This window comes from Nonomuraea sp. NPDC003709 (genome assembly GCF_040610775.1).
Taxonomy (GTDB): Bacteria; Actinomycetota; Actinomycetes; order Streptosporangiales; family Streptosporangiaceae; genus Nonomuraea; species Nonomuraea angiospora_A.
Map to the genome: position 1 here is coordinate 749,309 of NZ_JBEXMW010000001.1, position 16,268 is coordinate 765,576.

Here is a 16,268-nt window from a genome sequence, read left to right on the forward strand (position 1 = left end):
ATCGAACGCCGGCTCGCCTGTGCTCACCGCGCCCCCGCCCGGACCGCGCGTACCTGCTCGGCGTACGTATCCCGCCCGTTCCCCGCGAGATCCCCCAACCCCGGCAGCAGATCCCCGAACGCGTTCACCTCGGCCACCGCCACCGACCGCCAATCCGCTCCCACCATGACGTCCACCCCCGTGCTGAGGCTCCGGGGAAAGCAGGCCGCCGCCCGCGAGCACGCCTCCAGCACCCGCTCCCACAGGTCCGGCCGCGACCGTACGGCGTCCAGATCACCCCGCGACCCGCCGAGGTGCAGGTTGGTCATCGGGCTGCGGCCGGCCCGCAGCACCGCGTGCGTCGGGACGCCGGCCACGGTCACCACCCGCAGGTCGAACACCCTCCCGCCGGTGGACGCCTTCGGAAACCACCGCTCGACGTGCAGCCCGTCACCGGCGAGGAAGTCGACGATCCGCCGCACGTCACCGGCGGAGGTGTACGTGCGCACCCGCAGCGAGTTGCACAGCACCCCGTCGACCCAGGCCGCCGACGTGACGGCCCGCACCCGGTCGCCGTGCGCCTGGAACGCGATCACCCCGGACGCCGACGAACCGTGCGCGGGCTTGACGAACACCCGGGACCAGCCCCGGCGCTCCATCTCCGCCCGCAGCCCGTCGTACGAACCGGCCTCGAACGCGGGCGGCACCGGCACCCCCGCCCCGGCCAGCACGGCGTGGCAGCGCCGCTTGTCGAACATCACCGCGATCTCCTCGACGTCGCCGAGCAGCCGCACACCCGGGATGGCGGCCACCCGCGACAGCCCCGCCGTGAACGCCTTGAACCAGGCCGCCCCACCACCGACCCGCGCGGGATCCCCGGGCCCGCGCAGCAGCTCGTCGGCCCCGGCGTCCTCGCCCGGTGAGTCCACGCGCAGCAACGAACCCTCGGGCGCGCCGATCCCCCGCCCGGCCAGCACGTCCCGCCACGGGATCACGTGGGGCTCCGCCAGCCCGGCGGCCACCACGGCGTCCCGGAACATCGTCACCCGCCGATCCCCGGGCGTCCCGACCACGGCGAACCGCACGCCACTCACTCCGTCACGGCCACGTAGCCCGTGCCCGGGCCGGACAGGTCGACGTCGACGCCCGGCAGCGCCGCGGTCAGGCGGGCCCTCATCTCGAGGCCGATGTCGTGGTGAGAGAGGTCCAGCCGGCGCAGGTGGGTGAGTGGCTGGCCGCTGAGCAGCGCCTCCGCCCCGGCGTCGGTGAGCCCGCCCATCGCCAGGCTCAGCGTCTCGAGCCCGGCCACGATCGGCGCGGACGCCATGGCGGCGGCGAGCTCGTCCTGGATCTGGCTGTTCTGCAGCCCCAGGTGGCGCAGCCGGGGCAACCGCTCCCCGCCCAGGATCCCGGCGACGTCGCCGACCGTGGCGTCACCGCCGTACGTGTCGACCCCGAACCACATGTCGAGGTGCTCCAGCGCGGGCAGGTCGCACGCGCCGACGCCGCGAACCGCCTCGCCCAGCAGCCCTCCCGTCTCGAACCGCAGCACCTTCAGCGCTTCGTGCCGCACCGGCGAGAACCGCAGACCGGTGCCGCCGCGCACCTCCAGCCGCTCCAGCTTCGGGTACGCCTCCAGCAGCGGCGTGATGTCCGACTGCGTGATCCAGGAGATCTCGCAGTCCTCCGGCGAAATCGCGCCGAGGAAGAGCGAGCGCAGCTCGGGCAGCCGGCCGGCCTCGCCGGCCAGGCGGCTGACGATTTCGCTGCTGTCGGTGTCGTAGGGCTCCTCCCACCCGCCGATCACGACGGCGGTGACCTGCGAGGTGTCGACGTGCTCGAAGAACCAGTCGAAGCACTCGGCGATGTGGTCGGGGAGGTCGTCGTCGTAGGTGTCGGCGCTGAGCCGCCAGGCCGCGGACCCGGCCTCGGGCGGCTTGTCGTCGCCCTGCCACGGCACCTCGGCCACCGGCAGACCGACGTAGCTCTGGTCGTAGCGGTTGTAGTGGCTGGGCTGCTCGTCGAACTCCCGCATCACTCGTCCACCGCCACGTAACGCCACGTCTCGCCGTCCTCTTCGTCCACGTCCGGCTCCTCGTTCTCGGACACGTCGACCTCCACCCCGGGCAGGGCCTCGGTCACCCGCCGCATCATCTCGTCGGACATGTAGTGGTGGTGCAGGTCGAGCACGCGCAGATGGGTCAGCGGCTGGCCGCTGAGCAGCGCCTCCGCCCCGGCGTCGGTGAGCACGCCCATCGACAGGCGCAGCGTCTCGAGCCTGGCCACGATCGGCGCGGTGGCCACGGCGGCGGCGAGCTCGTCCTGGATCTCGCTGTCCTGCAGCCCCAGATGACGCAGCGCGGGCAGCCGCTCACCCCTGAGGATGGGGTCGACGTCGGGGACGTTGCTGTCGCCGCCGTACTCGGGGACGCCCAGCCAGAGCTCCAGGTGCTCCAGCGCGGGCAGGTCACTGGCGGCCACGGCGCGGACCAGCGAGCCGTCCAGGCCGCCCGACTCGAACCGAAGCTTCTTCAGCGCCTCGTGCCGCACCGGCCGCATCCGGAGCCCGGAGCCGCCGCGCACCTCCAGCCGTTCAAGCTTCGGGTACGCCTCCAGCAGCGGCGTGATGTCCGACTGCTGGATCCAGGAGATCTCGGACTCCTCCGACGAGATCGCGCCGAGGAAGAGCGAGCGCAGCTCGGGCAGCCTGCCGGCCTCGTCGGCCAGGCGGCGGACGATGGACGCGCTGCTGTCGCTGTAGCAGTCTTCCCACGCGCCGATCACGACGGCCGTGACCTTCGCGGTGTCGACGTGCGCGAAGAACCGGTCGAGGCACTCGGCGATGCGGCTGCCGTCCCAGCCGGCGCTGAGCCGCCACGCCACGGAACCGGCGTCGGGCCACGGCCCGTCCTCGTCCCCGGGCACCTCGGCCACGGGCAGGCCGGCGTAGGTGCCGGTGTAGCGGTCCGAGCAGCTCGGATTGTCGTCGTCGGTCACGGATGATCCTCGGGTCGGGGGGCCTGACGCGTCCTGTCCTACCAGAACCTGCCGACACTTCCGTCCCACCGGCTATGGTGCGCCGTACCCGATTTGATCTAGGAGCTCGCCGATGAACGTGAGGGAGCCCGACTGGGCGTACGTGGCCCGGTCCCTCGTCAAGGTCCTGGCCGTCACCACGGCGCTGTACCTGGCCTTGAGCGCGATCGACCGGGTTCTGTGGTTGTTCGTCGACGACGAACGGACGGCCTTGGTGTACGGCACGGCCGCCCGCGTCGCGAACCCGGACAAACGCCTGTCGGACGGTCACGGCGACGCCGGATGGCTGCTGAACACCACCTACACCCTGCAGGGCGAGCCACGCCTGGCCGGTCCCAGCGGTGGGGGGAAAGAGTACGAGATCGTCCCGAACTGGTTCGGCACCGTCCGGGCCCCCTCCCTCGACGGGCCGTCCGGCAGATTCTCCTACGCGATCTCCGTCCTGGAGACGGACCCCGAAGTCGTCCCGGCAGACGTTCGGAAGAACATCGACGCGCTTCCCCAGACGCTCGACGCGGTCGCGGTCGTGCAGTTCGCGAAGGCGATGACCAGCGAGCGGCTCATCGCCTTCAACCGCAGGCACAAGATCTGTGGAGGACGGGACGTCTCCTACGTCTACGCCCCGTCCTGGTTCCAGTACGACGACTCCAGCAACGATCCCCCGTTGAACGCGGTCGTCTGGAACCGCGACATGACGGAGGACCTCATCCAGGGCGAACTCACCTATCAGTGCGAGACCGAGCCCGAGCCGGCGCTGGCGGAGTTCCGCAAGTGGGTCGGGCAGCTCGACGAGGGGTACGATCTCAGCGCGTTCATGCTGGACTACGGGTGGCTCGACGGGGCGGCCAAGGAGGGCCTCGTATATGGGCTCGTCGTAGACCGCTGGAAACTCGCCGACGTGCGCAAGCTCCTGGACGACTCGGAGGTGCGGACGGTCCGGCTCGCCGACGTCGCCTTCGACCTCGACGGGAATGAGTAGCGTGAAGGTGTACGTCCTGTGGCATGTCCACCACGTCGCGGTAGAGGAAGCCGGAAACGTTCCGCACTTCGACAATGGCGAATTCTCGGCTCGTGAGGATTTAGGGGACGACGTCAAACTGCTGGGCGTCGGGCTACGTGACGGAATGAGCCTGGCGAGACAGGAGCAGTGCGGCGACCCGAGTTCGGCGCGATGCGCGGTGCGGCAGTCCAGGCCGCGCATCCGTGGATCCACGGTCAAGAAGCGTGGACGGCCTGCCAACGACACCGCGACGAGTATCCGTGAAGAATCGCCCAGGTCATCGATACTTCCGAGGAGCGGTTCATGCAGCAGTCGGTATGGAAAGCCCGCACGGCCACCCTGGGCGCGGTCGCGCTCGCATTCGTCGGCTCACTGGCCCTGACGACTCCCGCCGCCGCGGCGAGCACGTCCGGGACGGCGGTGGTGAAAGCGGGCCAGGCGAGCGCACTGGCCATCTGCCCGATGAAAGTCGTCAGGCAGACCCCGCGCTGGTACCTGCAGGCGAACAATACGTTCGCCTGGCACAATTATTTCCGGAGTGGCAGCACACTCAGCATTTACCAGGGGGAGACCCGCAGGCACGGCAGCATTGTGGTCGTGAAGACGACGACGGTGGTGGGTGACTATCGTTCCTGGGTGAATCAGGCCGACATCAGGGGGACCGGCGGCTCCTGCCGCTCATAGCCGGTTGCCGCCCGCCCCCGTAACCCGCTGGACGTTCCGCATCAGGCCTGGACGGTTCTCCAAGCCTCTGCCGTCGCTTCGGCGATCGTTTCGATACGGTTCCCGTACGCCGCATGCCCATCGGAGACGAAGCTGTCGCTCTCGAACGGCAACCCGCAGAACGTGGCGCGGAAGCGCTGCGGAGGCCCACCCAACGGCAGCGGCGCGTACGGCGCCAACGGCCTCATGTCGTAGCCCGACCGCGCCCTGTGATTGTTCCGCGCCACCTGATGAGCGGCCACGCGCAGCAGCGCGTCAAGGCCCTTGTCCAGGTAGAGCTGCAGCAGGCGGAACTGACCGTCGAGGGACTTCTGATGAGCTCCGGCAGGATGCTGGAGGAGATAGACGCAAACCACAGGCGCGTGCCACCGGTACATCTGAGGATCGGCCTGCTCTTCGGCCAGGATTCGGTAGTAGTAGTCCGCGCACACGCCCAGTGGGCCGGCCGGCGCACCGCAGTCGCACCGACGCGTGACGCGATCATCTGCCATGTGCTGCACCATAGGTGGCCGGCGACAACCTTGTCGACGGGATTCCAGCGCCGCCTCATGCACTGCCGGGCCGGGGTGCCTTGCTCACGGCGTACCAGCGTTGGCGGCCAGGAACGGCAGCACCTCGGCCGATCTGTCCCAGCAGCCCTTGTGATCCGCGTCGGAGACGGACCAGAAGCTCGCGCCTGAGTGCTCGGCGAAGGCCCGCATCGGCTCGTGCCAGGGGTCGGCCGTGCCCGCGTACAGCAGCAGCGGCACGCCGGAGCCGGCGAGTTCCCGCTGCAGTCCGGGCTCGCGGGAGAACGCCTCGTAGTTGGCCCGGAAAGCGGAAGGATCACCCGCTTCGATCAGGGCGGCCTGATAGGGATCGGCGGCGGCACCCTGCTTCATTAGGTGGTAGGCGTCGGCGGGCAGGCTGAGCAGGCGCAGCGTGGGGCCGACCGCGGAGCGGAAACCGTCGATCGGATCGAAACCGCCTGCCACCAGGCAGGTCAAGCGGCTCATGCCCGAGACGGCGGGACCCGACCTCGACGATTGCCCGCTACCCGAGGTCCTGGCCTTGATCGGCGGTAAGTGGAGCGCTCAGGTGCTGGTCGCACTGGGCAAAGGTCCCCGCCGGTTTACCCAGCTGGAGCGCGCGATCATCGGCATCAGCCGCCGGATGCTGACGGTGAGCTTGCGCGACCTCGAGCGCAACGGGCTCGTCACCCGGACCGTGTACCCGGATTCCCCACCGCGAGTCGAGTACGCCACCACTCCGTTGATCGAAGACATACGCGTGCCGCTGGAAGCACTCACGGCGTGGGCCCGTCTCGCCGCCCCTGCCATCACCGCAGCCCGCCGAGCCTACGACGGCTCGGCCGACTCGCATCCCTGAGCGCGGGTGGCCGGCCCTCGGCCTCTACGGGGAGCTCGGTGTCCGGAGGCGGAGGAGGCCCGCACCTTTCCGCGGGCCAATACAGCTGGTCACGGTGAGCGCATGTCAGCCGCTCATCAGGATCACGAGCATGAACCCCCAAGGCCAAGACGGGTATGGAGCCTAGCGACGTTCGTCGTGTACTTCTCAACGGGGATCAACGTATGGATCTCATCCACGAAGGCCTGCCGATTTGGGCCGTCGGGCCGCGTCGGCCATCTCGACACCGACGAGCAACTCGGCCACAGTGACGCTCCGTTCGGGAGGTCGTTGACCTCATGGCGCTCCACCGCGGTGATCTGGAGCGATCCGCGCCTTGCCGGCGAGTTGCAGGGACCCTTCCCCGGCGACGGGCCTGAGGCCACACGCCCGAAAGACGATTCCTGGCGGCAGCCTGGGGAGGCGAAGTTCCGCGTCCCAATCCATGGCACGTGCGATTCGCCGAGGGGTGGACAGATCTGCTCGCCCAGGCTCCGGAAAACCTGGACCGGGCATGGGACTATCACCATCGATCCTCGACGTGTGGACTGCCGCCGGCACCCGCTCAAAGGTGCGCTCGGCATTGTGAAAGTGGCCGGTGCAGCACTCGAACAGTGGCAGTACGAAGCCACGTCCGGCGGTCGGCTGTGGTACGCGATCGACGACGAGGAACGCACCTTGTGGATCACGCGTGCTGGGACAGGACACCCAAAGCAGACCGACCAAAGACGTTGACCACGCCTCCGGACTCGGGTCCGCGTCTTCTACGGCGATCTGAGCGATCCCAGTTGGCCCAATTCTTATTTGGGGACGCTAAGGGAACCGTCTTCGTCATTGATCGCCTTGCGGGCTACCGCGACGTCAGTCTCGAAATCCGCGTCCAAGGTTCTCACGCTTCTGGCCAGAAATGCTTTGGCCACACGCCCCGGCGCAGCGGGCAAGTGGGTGTGGCGCTGGTGCTCGGCTGCCATGGATGTATTCACGGTCGGCCCGAGACCTGATCGGCCGTGACCTGGGCTATGAAGCGTCTCAGCGCGTGCGGATTCCTGATCACGTGCAGCTCCGCATCACCGGCGTGAGTCGCGATCGCCGTGAGGTGAAGCGGTCGGCTCCGGCGCCGGTAGGCCCATACCCACAACCAGAAGTCGGCGCGTTCCCGAGAGCGTCGGATCGCCCGCCAGGCGCAGCGCCAGAACGAGAAGTCCAGCAGGATGACGGTGTCCGCCGCTCGGAGCCGGACGTCCAAGACGTCGTAGGGACCGAGGTCGCCGTCCATGATCCAAGTCTCGGCCCGGACGAGTTCACCTTGGATGGCAGCCCACTGGTCGGGAGGGGTCGCTTCAAGATCTGGTCGCCAGAAGTGCTTGTCCAGCTCGATGACGGGGAGTCCGGTGATTGTGCCCAGGCGGGCTGCGAGGGTCGACTTTCCTGAACCGCCACGCCCCAGGATCACGACTCGTTTCATGGCCGTCATGGTTCCAGGCTGGTTCCCAGGACGTACAACCATTAACGGAGCGGTGGTGTCAGGCCTTTCGACGGGGTGGGGGCGGGGATCGCACACCAGCGGCTCAGGCAGATCGTGGTGCGCGGGTGGATTCTGTGCTCGGCGGGTGAGCCGTGATTCGCGAGCAGTTCCCCCATTTCGTACGTGATCTTCTTGGCCGCCTTCCCGGTATGGTCGCGATCCTGGGCGTTGTAGATCTACGATCCAGGGCCACTGGTTCGACCCTAGATCCGCCCGCCCCGCATAGGGAAACGTGCTTTGGCGCGCTGACCCGGCTATTCCTTCTCGGTCGTGTTGCCGAGCGTCCACAAGGATGCCATGGGGAGCGCGCGCAGCCTCTCGCCGAAAGGCAGGACCTGTTCGCCGGTATAGAGGACGAACCCAGCGCGAAATCTTGCTCCGAGCCGGTCGGCCAGGTGACGCAGTCCACGGAAGTCGTCGCCTCGGACGGTTTCGGCGGCTTTGATCTCAATGCCGATCACTTCGCCGGATGCGTGCTCCAGAACGATGTCCACCTCCACTTTGTCGCGGTCTCGGTAGTGGAACAGCTGGACGGGTTCGTTGGCCCAGGTGAGCTGACGTGCCACCTCACCGATCGCGAAATTCTCGAGCAGTGGGCCAACGGGGGCGGTGACGTCTCTAGCGCGTTCGGGTGACATGCCGATGAGCTGGCCGCCGAGTCCGCTGTCCGTGACGAGCAGCTTGGGCGTGGAGATGGCGCGGCGAGTGAGATTCGACGACCAGGCAGGTATGCGTTTGATCACGAAGACCAGTTCCAGGAGGTCCAAATAGCGGGAGAGCGTCACCCGAGGAAGACCCACGTCGCCGGCGATCGACTGGACCACCGCCAGTCCTCCCATCCGGGCCGCTATGACGCTGAGAAGCCTGCGCATCTCTGCCGGACGCTCGATGTCGGAGATCTGGCGGACGTCTCTGGTGATCAGATCGGTTATGTAGGAGTCGAAGAACCTGTTGCGCCTGCGTCCCGGGTCCCGCCGGACCGCCTCCGGGTAGCCGCCGCGCAGCGCCCTGTCCACGTAGTCAGGCTTACGCAGCGAGCAGGGATGCATGGAAACGTCGGCGCCATGTGTGAAGACGTAATCCACGAAGCCGTCCGGAGCGCTGTCGATCTCCCCCTGGGACAGTGGCCACAACTCAATGGTCTCCGTCCTGCCCGGCAGGGCGTCTGGCAGATCGCGTAGGTCCAGTAGGCGTGCGGAACCGGTGAGGAGATAACGGCCTGCTCGCGGATCCCGATCAACCTCGTGCTTGATCGGCAGGAGTAGTTGCGGGGCACGCTGGATCTCATCGATCAGCAGAAGTGCGTCGTGCCGGACGAAGCCGACGGGATCCTCTTCGGCTGCGGCCAGGATCGCAGGGTCATCCAGGTAGAGCTGGCGGGCGTTGTCCACCTGGCTGGCGATCAAGCTCGCCAGCGTGCTCTTTCCAACTTGCCGAGCGCCGTTGACGACGACCACCCGCGTGTCCGCCAGTGCTTCCAGGGTCATGGCTTGGGCGCGGCGAGAGAACAGAGCTGGCTGTGTCACACTGACGGAGATTACCGGAGGTCAACCGGTTGTGTGGGCAGTTTGCCGCTAGCTATGTGGGCGTTCTGCCGGACATTACGTGGACGTTCTGCCGCACGATGCGTGGGCGTTCTGCCGATGCCTGTGTGGGCGCTTTGCCGAAGAGCGCCCCAGCGAAGTGTTCAGGCCACCCGCCTACTGCGGCCCTCAAAGCGGTCGGGGCGCTGTCGTCGGTTCCGGATCAGTCCAGGAGTTCAGGAGCCGGACGTGCTATTCACGCCCGCATTGGCCGACGCTGCCACTCTTCGACAACCGGAACACGCAGGCGAAGCCTGCGCCTTGACGAGGGCGTCTGAGCGAAGCGAAGCCCTACAGGGGTCGGGGCTTGGCCCGACTGGAAGCATCGCCCGAGCCCCGTGCGCGAAGCGCCCCCTTGCGAAGACCATGCGCGCCGCCAAGCGCGCCCCAGGAAGGCGACCGAGCGGCAGCGAGGACCGCTCGGGGTGGGCTCCAGCAGGCCCACCTGGTAATAGGGCAACGGGTGACTATCCGAAGAGGGTGCGGCCCCAGTAGTCGCCGGCGTCGCGGACCCCGGGTGGGCAGGCGAACAGGCCGCTGGAGACGTGTTTGATGTACTCGTTGAGGGCGTCGTGCTTGGCCAGGTTCATCTGTACCGGTACGAACTGCTTGCGCGGGTCGCGCTGGTAGGCGATGAAGAACAGGCCCGCGTCCAGGCGGCCGAGGCCGTCGGAGCCGTCCACGAAGTTGTAGCCGCGGCGCAGCAGGTGCGCGTTGCCGTTGGAGGTCGGGTGGGCGAGCCGTACGTGGGCGTCGTCCTTGATGTGCGGCTGCCCGTCGGCCCCCTTGGATGCGAAGTTCACCAGGTCGAACTCGGCCTTCTTGCCCAGGGGAGCCCCCTCGCCCTTGTCCCGGCCGAAGATCTGCTCCTGCTCCACGAGCGACGTGCGGTCCCAGGTCTCGATCGCCATCCGGATCTTCCTGGTCACCATGTACGAGCCGCCCGCCATCCAGTCGCTGCCGTCCTGTGCGGCGGCCCACAGCTGGTCGCGGAGCAGGGCGGCGTCCTCCAGCTTGAGGTTGTTGGTGCCGTCCTTGAAGCCCATCAGGTTGCGGGGGGTCGTCTGGGAGCGGGACGTGGACGACGTACGGCCGAAGCCGAGCTGCGACCAGCGTACGGAGACCTTGCCGAAGCCGATTCTGGCCAGGTTGCGGATGGCGTGCACGGCGACCTGGGGGTCGTGGGCGCACGCCTGCACGCAGATGTCCCCACCGGAAATTTCCGGAATGAGCTGCTCTCCCGGAAATTTCGGCAAGTCGGCGAGAGCGGCCGGCCGCTTGCCCTTCAGCCCGAAGCGCTCGTCGAACAGCGACGCCCCGAACCCGATCGTCAGCGTCAGCCCCGACGCGGGCAGCCCCAGCGCCTCGCCCGTGTCGTCGGGCGCGGCCTCCGGCGCGCCGCCCACCGCACCGTATGACCCCGCCTCCTTGCCCTGCGTGAGCCGCGCGGCCGCCGCCGTCCACTCCTGCAGCAGCTCGACCAGCTCGGCGCGCTTGTCCGTGGTGACGTCGAACGCCACGAAGTGCAGCCGGTCCTGCGCCGGAGTGACGATGCCCGACTGGTGCTCGCCATAGAAGGGGAACGGGTCGGAGGTCGAGGAGGCGTGCGCGACCGGCGGCTCCTCGAAGAGTGTGTTCGCGGCCACGACACCGGCCCCGACCACGGCGGCGCCCGCGGCTCCCAGCCCGAACAGCCCCCTGCGGCTCACCCGCTGGCTCATTGCCGTCACCTCCCGCTACTTGGTGATGACCGGCGCGATCTTGCTGATCGGCTCGGCCAGCGCGTTGATCGCGTCCGACAAGGTCTTCAGCTCAGCCTTGGACAGCTCGTTGTGCAGCTGCCAGCCGTCGCCCTTCTGGTGCGCGTCCAGCGCCGCCTCGGCCGCCGTGAACTTCTCGTCCAGCGTCTTGACCAGGTCGGGAGCCCGATCCTCCAGCACCGGCCTGAGCGACTGCACGGCCGCCTTGGAGCCTTCGAGGTTGGCGTCGAAGTCCCACAGGTCGGTGTGCGACCAGATGTCCTCCTCGCCGGTGATCTTGCCGGTGGCCACCTCGTCGAGCAGTTCCTTGGCGCCGTTGGCCAGGTTCAGGGGAGTCAGCTCGGCGGCGTTCGACTTGCCCACGATCGTCTTGACGTCGGCGATCAGCTTGTCCGCGATGGCGCCGTCCTTGCTGATGTCCTTCTTGATCCACAGGTCCTTCTCGATCCTGTGGAAGCCGGTCCACTCCTCGCCGTCGGCCAGGTCCGCCTCGCGGGCGTCGATGGCCGGGTCGAGGTCGCCGAAGATCTCGGCCACCGGCTCGATGCGCTCCCAGTACGTACGGGCGACCGGGAACAGCTCCTTGGCCTGGTCGATCTTCCCGCCCTTGACCGCGTCCACGAACTCCTGCGTCTTGACCAGCAGCGTGTCGCTCTGCGACTTGATGTAGCGCTTGTAGCTGGCGACCGCGTCGGCGAGCTTGGCGTCCTCGGTGAGCGCCTTGTGCTCGCCGGTCACCTTGAACGCGTTGCGGATGCCCTTGCCGACCATGCCGGGCTTGCACGCGGTCTCGTACGCACCCGCCGGCAGCTCGGCGATGAGCTCTCTGGTCAGCCCGGGCACGATGTTCTCGACCTCGGCCATGACCCGGTCACCGGGGGCGAACACGTAGAACTCGGTCACCTTGCTGCCGCCGTTCGTGATCGTGAACGTCGTGGTGCCCGCCGCGACCTCGGACGCGCCGACCTTGCACTCCGTGTCGGACGCCGCCACGGTGACCTTGCCCGGCTTGGCGGGGGCGGAGCCGGAGGCGGGGGAGGCGGCGGGGGTGTTGCCCGAGCCGCAGGCGGCCAGCGTCGCCAGGGCGAGCGCCCCGACGGACAGGCGGATGGGGGTGCGCATGATGCTCCTGTTCAGGCCGCGGAGGAAGCGGGCGACGGCGTGGACTTCACCCGCGTGTTGCGCAGGAAGAAGAAAAGGGTGGGGACGAGGTAGCAGGCCCAGGCGATGACCTCGGCGACGCTGGGCTGGGGCGTGATGTTCAACATGCCCGACAGCAGGGTGCCGTACCAGGAGTCGGCGGGGATGACGCTGCTGATGTCGAAGGCGTACGTGCTCAGGCCGGGCAGGATGTTGGCCTCCTGCAGGTCGTGTACGCCGTACTTGAAGATGCCCGCGGCCACGAGGATCAGCAGCAGCCCCGTCCAGGTGAAGAACTTGGTGAGGTTGATCTTCACGGCGCTGCGGTAGAGGCCCCAGCCGATGAGTACGGAGGTGAGCAGCCCCAGGCTGATGCCGATGAGCGGCTCCGGCGTGGTGACGGCGCCCTGCACGGAGGCGAAGAACAAGATCGCCGTCTCCAGCCCCTCGCGGGCGACGGCGAGGAACGCCATCACGACCACCGCGATCGAGCCGAGCTCCAGCGCGTCGGAGAGTTTGCCCCGCAGCTCGCCGGAGAGCGCGCGGGCCGCCCGCCGCATCCAGAAGATCATCCAGGTGACGAACACGACGGCGAGCAGCGAGGTGATCGCGTCGAACAGCTCCTGCCCGGTGTGTCCCAGATGGGCGGCGGTGAACGTCAGCAGCGCCCCGAACCCCACGGACAGCGCGACGGCCGCGCCGACTCCCGTCCACACTTGCGGGAGCTTGTCCTTACGGTCACTTTTGACCAGGAAGGCGACCAGGACTGAGACGACGAGTGCCGCCTCGAGACCTTCGCGCAGTCCGATGAGGTAACTGGCGAGCACCGTCACTCCCGTTTGCTGAGGTTTTGCTTGGCATTCCCTGAGGAAAGGCTTACCTAAATTAGGGCAGGCGAAGCATACCTAGCGCAAGAGCTGGAAGCGACAGTGTGCGGCGAGTCACGTTCGCAGGTGGAAGGTGATCACCCCTTCGTCGCGCCCGCGGTGAGACCGCCGACCAGGTGACGTTCCGCGACGGCGTAGAACCCGAGCGCGGGCACCATGGCCAGGACGAGATAGGCGAGGATGCGGGCGGTGTCGGAGGCGTACTGGCCCTGGAACTGCTGGATGCCCAGCGGCAGTGTCCAGCTCGACTCCTCGTTGAAGACCACGAGCGGCAGCATGAAGTTGTTCCAGCTCCCCACGATGGCCAGCACCGAGACGGTGGCGATGGCGGGCCTGGCCATCGGCAGCAGGATCCGCCAGAAGAAGCCGAACGGGCTGCAGCCGTCGATGATGGCCGCCTCCTCGATCTCGCCCGGGATGCCGCGGAAGAAGCCGCGCAGAATGATGATCGTCAGCGGCAGGCCGAAGGCCGCCTGCGTCAGGATCACGCCGAGCGGGTTGCCCAGCAGCCCGAACGTGCGCAGCAGCACGAAGATCGGCAGGATGGCCACCGCGAACGGGAACATCAGCCCGGCCGTGAACAGCGTGAAGTACAGCTCCCTGCCGCGGAAGGCGAACCTGGCGAAGACGAACCCCGCCAGCGCCGACACCCCGACGGTCAGCACGGTCGTCACGACCGCGATGAACGTGCTGTTCCACAGCTGCAGCCAGAACGAGCCGGAGCCGATCACGTCGGTGTAGTTCTCTGTGGCCCAGGTGTTGGGTAGCCCGAGCGGGTTGGTGGACAGCTCGCTGGTGGACTTGAAGCCGCCGATCAGCGCGTACACCACCGGGATGATGATGAACAGGCCGACGACCCACGCGATCAGATGCAGCGGCAGGGTGTTGCGCCGCGGCGAGGACTTCTTGCGATGGATCATCGGCGCTCTCCCATCGAGGTGGCCGCGCCCTCCAGGTCGCGGCGCATCACGAACCGCTGGTAGACGAGGGCGAAGACGAGGCTGAGCGCGAACATCACGACGCTGATCGCGCTGGCGTAGCCGACCTGGGAGCGCTTGAAGCCCCAGTCCATCATCGTGACGGCCATCGTCTCGGACGAGTGCGACGGCCCGCCCTGGGTGAGGATCCACACCAGGTCGAAGAGCTGGATCGTGTAGATGACGGACAGGAAGACGCTGATCCGGATCGTCGGCCCGAGCAGCGGCAGGGTGATGTGCCGGAACGTCTTCCAGCTCGTGGCCCCGTCGATCTGGGCGGCCTCGATGAGCTCGTTCGGGATGGCCTGCCGCCCGGCGAGATAGATCATCATGTGGAAGCCGAAATATTTCCACATCATGACCAGGAAGAGCGACGGCATCACGGTGTCGGGGTCGGCCAGCCACTCCGAGTCGAGCCCGAACACCGACAGGAACTGGTTCGCCATGCCGGACTCGGGCGAGAGGATCAGCGAGAACAGCACGCCGGTGATGACCTCGGAGAGCACGTACGGCGCGAAGAACACCACCCGGTACAGCGCCCGCCCGCGGATGCGCTGGTTCAGCAGCATCGCGATGGCCAGCGAGAACGGGAGCTGGACGCAGACCGACAGCAGCACGAGGACCAGGAGGTGCCACAGGTCCTGGCCGAAAATTTCGGTGCCGAAGAGCCGGGTGAAGTTGTCGAGCCCGATGAAGTTGGTCGGCAGGCCGCCGAAGCCGTTCCACCTGAACACGCTGGCGTAGAACGCCACGAGGATGGGTGCGACGACCAGCAGCAGGAAGAGGACCAGGGCGGGGAGCAGGAACAGGGCGATGGTCACCCAGCGGCCGCGCCGCCTGGCGGCAGGGGAGGGGGCCGGACGCGTGACCGCCTCCGGCCCCTTGACGAGGGTCGTCATCCTTCGCTCTTGGCCACTTCGGTGATGGCCTTGCCGACTTCCTCCGGCGTCTTCGTACCGGCGATGAGTTCGGCGACGCTGTCGTTGACCTGCTGGCCGACGGCGGGCGGGTAGGCCTGGTCGAGGTAGAGCTGGTAGCCGCCGGCCGCGGCCAGCTGGGTCGCCACCTGCTTGAGGTTGGGGTCCGTGACCGCGCTCTCCTCGCCCTTGAGCACCGGCAGCACGCCGCCGGCCGCCACGGCCTTGGAGTGGTTGTCCATCTCGGTCATGAACTTCACGAACTGCACGGCCTCCGCGGGGGCGTCCGCGCCCACGGCCAGGCCGCCGCCACCGCCGAACGCGTCGGAGATCGAGCCCTTGCCGCCCTCGACCGCGGGGAAGGGGAAGAAGCCCAGGTCGTCGCCGAGGCCCTTGCCGGCGTCCTTCTGCACGGCGGGCGCCCACTGGCCCATCAGCTCCATGGCGGCCTTGCCGTTCGCCACGGTGGCCGCCTGGCCGTCCGGGGTGCCGTACCCCGCGCCGAGGAAGCCCTTCTGGAACGGCTGCAGGTCCGCCAGCGCCTTGACCTGCTGTCCGGCGGCCACGAAGTCGGGCTTGGTGAAGTCGTGGTCGACGCCCGCCTGCTTGAGTGCGTCGAGGCCGGCGATGCGCATGGCGAGGTAGGCCCAGTAGTAGTGGCCCGGCCACTTCTCCTTGCCGGCCAGGGCGATCGGGGTGACGCCCGCCGCCTTGAGCTTCTTGACGTCCTCGAGGAACGCCGACCACGTGGCGGGCGGCTGCGTGACGCCGGCCTTGGCGAAGAGTTTCTTGTTGTACCAGAAGCCGACCAGGCCGATGTCGGTCGGGAGCCCGTAGGTCTTGCCGTCGATCTGGTACGCGCCCAGCGCGGCCGGCGTGAAGTTGGGCAGGACGTCGGCGACGTCGGAGGAGATGTCCTTGACCAGCCCGGCGTCGACCTGCTGCTTGAGCACGCCGCCGCCCCACGTGGCGAACAGGTCGGGGGCCTTGCCCGACTGCGTGATCGTGGTCAGCTTGGCCTTGTACGCGTCGTTCTCCAGGACGGTCGCCTTGATGGTGACGTTGGGATTCTTGGCCTCGAATTCCTTGGCCCGCTGCGCCCAGAGGGACTTGAGCGGCTCCGTGGTCGACAGGTGCCACCATTCAAGAGTGACCTTGGCGGCCGAGCCGCTCTGCTGAGGGGCCGTGCTGCTGCCCCCACCGCCCCCACCGCCGCAGCCGGTTATGAGCACTGCGGTCGCGATCAACACCAGACTGCGTTTCATCAGGGGTCCTTCCCTCAGACTGGCTCGGCCTGCCGTACGGACCCCTGCACGTGATTCGCGGGACTCAGCGTGACTCATGGGGCACAATGC

General features: G+C 67.9%; 16 protein-coding genes. 3 read left to right on the forward strand and 13 right to left on the reverse strand.

Annotation, left to right across the window (positions count from 1 at the left end; genetic code table 11):
- Positions 1–23: 23 nt before the first annotated feature.
- Genes ABZX61_RS03595 through ABZX61_RS03605 form a run of 3 tightly spaced genes read right to left on the reverse strand, consistent with a single transcriptional unit; the run spans position 24 to position 2,976 of the window.
- Positions 24–1,064 (reverse strand): STM4014 family protein, encoded by a 1,041-nt coding sequence (locus ABZX61_RS03595; protein ID WP_355191217.1) that lies wholly within the window; start codon positions 1,062–1,064, stop codon positions 24–26.
- A gap of 5 nt (positions 1,065–1,069) precedes the next feature.
- Positions 1,070–2,014, reverse strand: coding sequence for an STM4015 family protein (locus ABZX61_RS03600; protein ID WP_355191219.1), 945 nt, complete (start codon positions 2,012–2,014; stop codon positions 1,070–1,072).
- A complete protein-coding gene (locus ABZX61_RS03605; RefSeq protein ID WP_355191221.1) occupies positions 2,014–2,976 on the reverse strand; it encodes an STM4015 family protein in 963 nt (320 codons plus the stop codon). Before ABZX61_RS03605 ends, ABZX61_RS03600 begins: the two co-directional genes overlap by 1 nt.
- A 112-nt stretch (positions 2,977–3,088) precedes the next feature.
- Between ABZX61_RS03605 and ABZX61_RS03610 the strand changes: the two genes are divergently transcribed.
- Together ABZX61_RS03610 and ABZX61_RS03615 are read left to right on the forward strand one after the other, a co-directional pair.
- Complete coding sequence (locus ABZX61_RS03610; RefSeq protein ID WP_355191223.1) at positions 3,089–3,994, forward strand: hypothetical protein; 906 nt, start codon at positions 3,089–3,091, stop codon at positions 3,992–3,994.
- Positions 3,995–4,318: 324 nt separating this feature from the next.
- A complete protein-coding gene (locus ABZX61_RS03615; protein WP_355191225.1) occupies positions 4,319–4,699 on the forward strand; it encodes a hypothetical protein in 381 nt (126 codons plus the stop codon).
- 41 nt (positions 4,700–4,740) lie between these two features.
- On the opposite strand, the gene ABZX61_RS03620 is transcribed toward ABZX61_RS03615, so the two are convergent.
- Together ABZX61_RS03620 and ABZX61_RS03625 are read right to left on the reverse strand one after the other, a co-directional pair.
- Positions 4,741–5,229, reverse strand: a complete 489-nt coding sequence (locus tag ABZX61_RS03620; RefSeq protein WP_355191227.1) for a DUF5946 family protein — start codon at positions 5,227–5,229, stop codon at positions 4,741–4,743.
- An 84-nt stretch (positions 5,230–5,313) separates the two neighbouring features.
- The gene (locus tag ABZX61_RS03625) at positions 5,314–5,733 is read right to left on the reverse strand and encodes a hypothetical protein (RefSeq protein ID WP_355191229.1); all 420 of its coding nucleotides are present in this window, start codon (positions 5,731–5,733) and stop codon (positions 5,314–5,316) included.
- Between ABZX61_RS03625 and ABZX61_RS03630 the strand changes: the two genes are divergently transcribed.
- Positions 5,732–6,106, forward strand: coding sequence for a helix-turn-helix domain-containing protein (locus ABZX61_RS03630; RefSeq protein ID WP_355191231.1), 375 nt, complete (start codon positions 5,732–5,734; stop codon positions 6,104–6,106). The genes ABZX61_RS03625 and ABZX61_RS03630 overlap by 2 nt on opposite strands.
- Positions 6,107–7,103: 997 nt before the next feature.
- On the opposite strand, the gene ABZX61_RS03635 is transcribed toward ABZX61_RS03630, so the two are convergent.
- The 8 genes from ABZX61_RS03635 to ABZX61_RS03670 all read right to left on the reverse strand — a co-directional run bounded on the left by ABZX61_RS03635 (position 7,104) and on the right by ABZX61_RS03670 (position 16,178).
- Positions 7,104–7,598: a hypothetical protein gene (locus tag ABZX61_RS03635; RefSeq protein WP_355191233.1), complete on the reverse strand. Its 495-nt coding sequence runs from the start codon at positions 7,596–7,598 to the stop codon at positions 7,104–7,106.
- Positions 7,599–7,903: 305 nt separating this feature from the next.
- On the reverse strand, positions 7,904–9,175 hold the full coding sequence (locus tag ABZX61_RS03640) for an ATP-binding protein (protein ID WP_355191234.1): 1,272 nt from the start codon (positions 9,173–9,175) through the stop codon (positions 7,904–7,906).
- 524 nt (positions 9,176–9,699) lie between these two features.
- Positions 9,700–10,953 (reverse strand): iron uptake transporter deferrochelatase/peroxidase subunit, encoded by a 1,254-nt coding sequence (efeB, locus tag ABZX61_RS03645; RefSeq protein WP_355191236.1) that lies wholly within the window; start codon positions 10,951–10,953, stop codon positions 9,700–9,702.
- A 15-nt stretch (positions 10,954–10,968) separates the two neighbouring features.
- Positions 10,969–12,114, reverse strand: a complete 1,146-nt coding sequence (gene efeO, locus ABZX61_RS03650) for an iron uptake system protein EfeO (RefSeq protein WP_355191238.1) — start codon at positions 12,112–12,114, stop codon at positions 10,969–10,971.
- Positions 12,115–12,125: 11 nt separating this feature from the next.
- On the reverse strand, positions 12,126–12,959 hold the full coding sequence (efeU, locus tag ABZX61_RS03655) for an iron uptake transporter permease EfeU (RefSeq protein WP_350728642.1): 834 nt from the start codon (positions 12,957–12,959) through the stop codon (positions 12,126–12,128).
- Positions 12,960–13,096: 137 nt separating this feature from the next.
- Positions 13,097–13,939: a carbohydrate ABC transporter permease gene (locus ABZX61_RS03660; protein WP_350728643.1), complete on the reverse strand. Its 843-nt coding sequence runs from the start codon at positions 13,937–13,939 to the stop codon at positions 13,097–13,099.
- Positions 13,936–14,895, reverse strand: coding sequence for a sugar ABC transporter permease (locus tag ABZX61_RS03665; RefSeq protein WP_350728644.1), 960 nt, complete (start codon positions 14,893–14,895; stop codon positions 13,936–13,938). The genes ABZX61_RS03660 and ABZX61_RS03665 overlap by 4 nt, the downstream gene beginning before the upstream one ends.
- Complete coding sequence (locus ABZX61_RS03670; RefSeq protein ID WP_355191241.1) at positions 14,892–16,178, reverse strand: extracellular solute-binding protein; 1,287 nt, start codon at positions 16,176–16,178, stop codon at positions 14,892–14,894. Before ABZX61_RS03670 ends, ABZX61_RS03665 begins: the two co-directional genes overlap by 4 nt.
- Between the last annotated feature and the right edge of the window lie 90 nt (positions 16,179–16,268).

What these genes read in the sequence shown, in the direction of transcription:
- ABZX61_RS03625 (WP_355191229.1), bottom strand. Translation starts at nt 5,733, where the DNA reads ATGAGCCGCTTGACCTGCCTGGTGGCAGGCGGTTTCGATCCGATCGAC.
- efeB (WP_355191236.1), bottom strand. Translation starts at nt 10,953, where the DNA reads ATGAGCCAGCGGGTGAGCCGCAGGGGGCTGTTCGGGCTGGGAGCCGCG.
- ABZX61_RS03600 (WP_355191219.1), bottom strand. Translation starts at nt 2,014, where the DNA reads ATGCGGGAGTTCGACGAGCAGCCCAGCCACTACAACCGCTACGACCAG.
- ABZX61_RS03635 (WP_355191233.1), bottom strand. Translation starts at nt 7,598, where the DNA reads ATGACGGCCATGAAACGAGTCGTGATCCTGGGGCGTGGCGGTTCAGGA.
- ABZX61_RS03665 (WP_350728644.1), bottom strand. Translation starts at nt 14,895, where the DNA reads ATGACGACCCTCGTCAAGGGGCCGGAGGCGGTCACGCGTCCGGCCCCC.
- ABZX61_RS03610 (WP_355191223.1), top strand. Translation starts at nt 3,089, where the DNA reads ATGAACGTGAGGGAGCCCGACTGGGCGTACGTGGCCCGGTCCCTCGTC.
- ABZX61_RS03630 (WP_355191231.1), top strand. Translation starts at nt 5,732, where the DNA reads ATGCCCGAGACGGCGGGACCCGACCTCGACGATTGCCCGCTACCCGAG.
- ABZX61_RS03615 (WP_355191225.1), top strand. Translation starts at nt 4,319, where the DNA reads ATGCAGCAGTCGGTATGGAAAGCCCGCACGGCCACCCTGGGCGCGGTC.
- efeO (WP_355191238.1), bottom strand. Translation starts at nt 12,114, where the DNA reads ATGCGCACCCCCATCCGCCTGTCCGTCGGGGCGCTCGCCCTGGCGACG.
- ABZX61_RS03620 (WP_355191227.1), bottom strand. Translation starts at nt 5,229, where the DNA reads ATGGCAGATGATCGCGTCACGCGTCGGTGCGACTGCGGTGCGCCGGCC.
- ABZX61_RS03670 (WP_355191241.1), bottom strand. Translation starts at nt 16,178, where the DNA reads ATGAAACGCAGTCTGGTGTTGATCGCGACCGCAGTGCTCATAACCGGC.
- ABZX61_RS03660 (WP_350728643.1), bottom strand. Translation starts at nt 13,939, where the DNA reads ATGATCCATCGCAAGAAGTCCTCGCCGCGGCGCAACACCCTGCCGCTG.